The organism is Bradyrhizobium sp. SHOUNA76 (assembly GCF_023006445.1).
GTDB lineage: Bacteria > Pseudomonadota > Alphaproteobacteria > Rhizobiales > Xanthobacteraceae > Bradyrhizobium.
Genome location: NZ_JALBHA010000570.1, coordinates 1 through 3,810, shown reverse-complemented (window position 1 = coordinate 3,810; position 3,810 = coordinate 1). Strand labels below are relative to the sequence as shown.

Here is a 3,810-nt window from a genome sequence, read left to right as displayed (position 1 = left end):
CGCTCGCAGGAGCGCTTCGCGCAGAATTTTGGCGCCGAGACCGTTGGAGGATCGTCGTCGGGACGCAGCCGCACGGCGCGACCCGCGGTAAAGCCGTCGAAACCGAAGCACGCGCCGAAGAAGCGGGTCGCGGGCAGCGGCGCGCGGCGGCGATGAGATTGTACGGCCCGCATCCGTGCCGGGGCGGGTGAACAAGAAGCAGACTTGAACGATGGAGGAAAAGTCGATGTTGAAGAAGATGACGATTGCCGCGGCGGTGTCCGCCGCTACGCTGCTGGCTGCGACAAATGCCAGCATGGCGCAGACCAAGCTCAAATGGGCCCATGTCTACGAGACCTCGGAGCCGTTCCACACCGCCTCGGTCTGGGCCGCGCAGGAGATTGGCAAGCGCACCAACGGGCGCTATGCGATCGACGTCTATCCGGCCTCGCAGCTCGGCAAGGAAGCCGACATCAACCAGGGCCTGTCGCTCGGTTCGGTCGACATCATCATTTCCGGCTCGAGCTTCGCGGCCAAGAGCTTCCCGCCGATCGGCGTGACCTACTATCCCTACACGTTCCGCGATGCCGACCATCTGCTGGCCTACACCAAGAGCGACATCTTCAAGGAGCTCGCCAAGGGCTACGAGGACAAGAGCGGCCACCACATCGTCGCGGTGACCTATTACGGTGTGCGCCAGACCTCGTCGAACAAGCCGATCAAGACCTGCGCCGACATGAAGGGCCTGAAGATGCGCGTGCCCGACGTGCCGGCCTACCTCGCGATGCCGCGCGCCTGCGGCGCCAACACCGCGCCGATCGCGTTCGCCGAAGTCTATCTCGCGCTCCAGAACGGCACCGTCGAGGCGCAGGAGAACCCGCTGACCACGATCGAGGCCAAGAAGTTCTACGAGGTGCAGAAGCACATCGTGCTGACCGGCCACATCGTCGATCACCTCAACACCGTGATCGCCGGCGCGCTGTGGAAGAAGCTCTCTGACGAGGACAAGAAGATCTTCACCGACGTGGCGCAGGAAGCTTCCGCCAAGGCCACGGGCGAGATCAAGCAGAACGAGGCCAAGCTGGTTGCCTTCTTCAAGGACAAGGGCCTGAGCGTCACCGAGGTCGACAAGAACGAGTTCCGCGACACCGTGCTGAAGAACGTCGCGTTCGAGACCTTTGGCTATCGCAAGGCCGACTGGGAAAAGATCCAGGCGGTGAAATAGCATTGGCTGTCATTCCGGGGCTCGCGAAGCGAGAACCCGGAATCTCGAGGTTCCGGGTTCGACGCTGACGCGTCGCCCCGGAATGACGTGAGTCAATCACGTGCTGCGAGTTTAAGGAGCAACCCCATGTCCACCGTCGAAGTGCACCGGCAGATCACCGCGGACGAAATCGCCCATACCTTCGAGGAAGAGGCGACGCCGAAGGTCGATCTCGGCGTCTATGCGTTCGAGGATTGGGTCGCGCTCGCGATCTTCTGGGTGATGGCGCTCGCCGTCTTCCTGCAGTTCTTCACCCGCTACGTGCTCAACGACAGCTACGCCTGGACCGAGGAGATCGCGACCTATTGCCTGATCGGCGTGGTCTTCATCGGCTCCTCGATGTGCGTGCGGCTGTCGCGGCACATCCAGGTCGACCTCGTCTATCGCTACCTGCCGCACCTCGTGGCGCGGGCGCTGTCGACAATGATCGACCTGATCCGCATCGCCTTCTTCGGCTACGCCATCAAGCTGGTCTGGGTCTACATCCAGATCATCGGCGACGAGCAGATGACGACGATCAATCTCCCCAAGGACTACGTCTATTACGCCGTGCTGCTCGGCTTCGTGCTGATGTTCGCACGCTCCGTGCAGGTGGCCATCCAGAACTGGCGGCAGGGCTACTCGGTCCTCGAACGTCCCGGTGCCTACGACGGATCGGAAGGATAAGACCCATGTTGCTGTTGCTCGGAGGCTTCCTCGTCCTGATGCTGCTCGGCGTGCCCGTGGCGATCGCCATGGCCGCGTCGTCGCTGCTCTACATCCTGGTCAGCGGCGTGACGCCCGACGTCACCCTGGCGCAGCGCATGATCGCCGGCGTCGAGAGCTTTCCGCTGCTCGCCGTGCCGTTCTTCATCCTGGCCGGCAATCTCATGAACATCGCCGGCGTCACCGGGCGCATCTACAAATTCGCCGTCGCACTGGTGGGGTGGATGCGCGGCGGTCTCGGCCACGTCAACATCATCGGCTCGGTGATCTTCTCCGGCATGTCCGGCACCGCCATTGCCGACGCCGCAGGTCTCGGCACCATCGAGATCAAGGCGATGAAGGACCACGGCTACTCCACCGAGTTCTCGGTCGGCGTCACCGCAGCCTCGGCGACGCTCGGGCCGATCATCCCGCCGTCACTGCCGTTCGTGATCTACGGCATGATGGCGAACGTCTCGATCGGTGCGCTGTTCCTCGGCGGTGTCATTCCGGGCGTCGTGCTGACGTTGTTCATGATGGCGACGGTCACCTACTTCGCGCACAAGAACAAATGGGGCAGTGACACGCCGTTCTCCTGGCCGCAGCTCGGTTCGGCCGGGCTCGAGATTGCCATCGTGCTCTCGTTCCCGCTCGCGATCTGGCTGATGGTGCTGGCCGGCATGTCGGTCAACATGGCTGTGGTCATCGGCCTCGGCACATTGCTCTTGATCGACTGGTACTTCGACTTCTCCGCGGTGATGGCGCTGATGGCGCCGGTGATCCTGATCGGCGGCATGACGCTCGGCTGGTTCACGCCGACGGAAGCCGCCGTTGCCGCGGTGATCTGGTCGCTGTTCCTCGGCCTCGTGCGCTACCGCACCATGACGTTCAAGACGGTCGCCAAGGCGACCTTCGACACCATCGAGACCACGGCCTCGGTGCTGTTCATCGTCACCGCCGCCTCGATCTTCGCCTGGCTGCTGACGGTGTCGCAGGCGGCCCAGATGCTGTCGGACTGGATGCTCAGCATCACCCACAACAAATGGGTGTTCCTGGCGCTGGCCAACGTGCTGATCCTGTTCGTCGGCTGCTTCATCGACACCACGGCGGCGATCACCATTCTGGTGCCGATCCTGCTGCCGATCGTGCTCAAGCTCGGCATCGATCCGATCCACTTCGGTCTGATCATGACGCTGAACCTGATGATCGGCCTGTTGCATCCGCCGCTCGGGATGGTGCTGTTCGTGCTCGCCCGCGTGGCAAAACTCTCGGTCGAGCGCACGACGGTGGCGATCCTGCCCTGGCTGGTGCCGCTGATGCTCGCGCTGATCGCGATCACCTACATTCCCGAACTCACCCTCTGGCTGCCGAAATACATGGGACTCTCCAAATGACCTCTATCGCTCTCGCCGCAACCCTGTTCGGTCCCGAAGATCTGCGCATGGTCGAGCATCCGCTCGACAAGCTCGCCGACGGCATGGTGCGCATCCGCTTCGGTGCCGGCGGCATCTGCGGTTCGGACATGCACTATTTCCGTCACGCCCGGACCGGCGATTTCGTGGTGAAGTCGCCACTGGTGCTCGGCCACGAGATCTCCGGCGAGGTCGTCGAGATTGCAGGGGCCGCCGCCAACCTGAAGGTCGGCGACCGCGTCGCCGTCAACCCGTCGCGCTGGTGCGGCCATTGCGTCGCCTGCCGCGAGGGCCGGCCGAACCTGTGCGAGAACATCTATTTCATGGGCTCGGCCTCGAAGACGCCGCACATGCAGGGCGGCTTCGCCAATTACTTCGACGCGATCCCGGCGCAGTGCGTGAAGATCCCGGATCACGTCTCCTATCAGGCCGCGGCGCTCGCCGAGCCGCTCGCCGTCTGCCTGCACGCGG

Annotated in this window: 4 protein-coding genes; all 4 read left to right on the top strand. The window is 63.5% G+C overall.

The genetic code is table 11. The features are described from left to right. Positions 1–238 precede the first annotated feature (238 nt). Entirely contained in the window at positions 239–1,204 is a 966-nt protein-coding gene (locus MOV74_RS33435) for a sialic acid TRAP transporter substrate-binding protein SiaP (protein ID WP_404979211.1), read from the top strand. Positions 1,205–1,330: 126 nt separating this feature from the next. Further along, positions 1,331–1,909, top strand: coding sequence for a TRAP transporter small permease (locus tag MOV74_RS33430; protein ID WP_246931255.1), 579 nt, complete (start codon positions 1,331–1,333; stop codon positions 1,907–1,909). A 5-nt stretch (positions 1,910–1,914) separates the two neighbouring features. Next, entirely contained in the window at positions 1,915–3,321 is a 1,407-nt protein-coding gene (locus tag MOV74_RS33425) for a TRAP transporter large permease (protein ID WP_246931254.1), read from the top strand. Continuing rightward, positions 3,318–3,810 (top strand): alcohol dehydrogenase catalytic domain-containing protein (locus tag MOV74_RS33420; protein ID WP_246931253.1); only part of this gene is annotated, 493 nt, incomplete at its 3' end. The genes MOV74_RS33425 and MOV74_RS33420, both read left to right, overlap by 4 nt.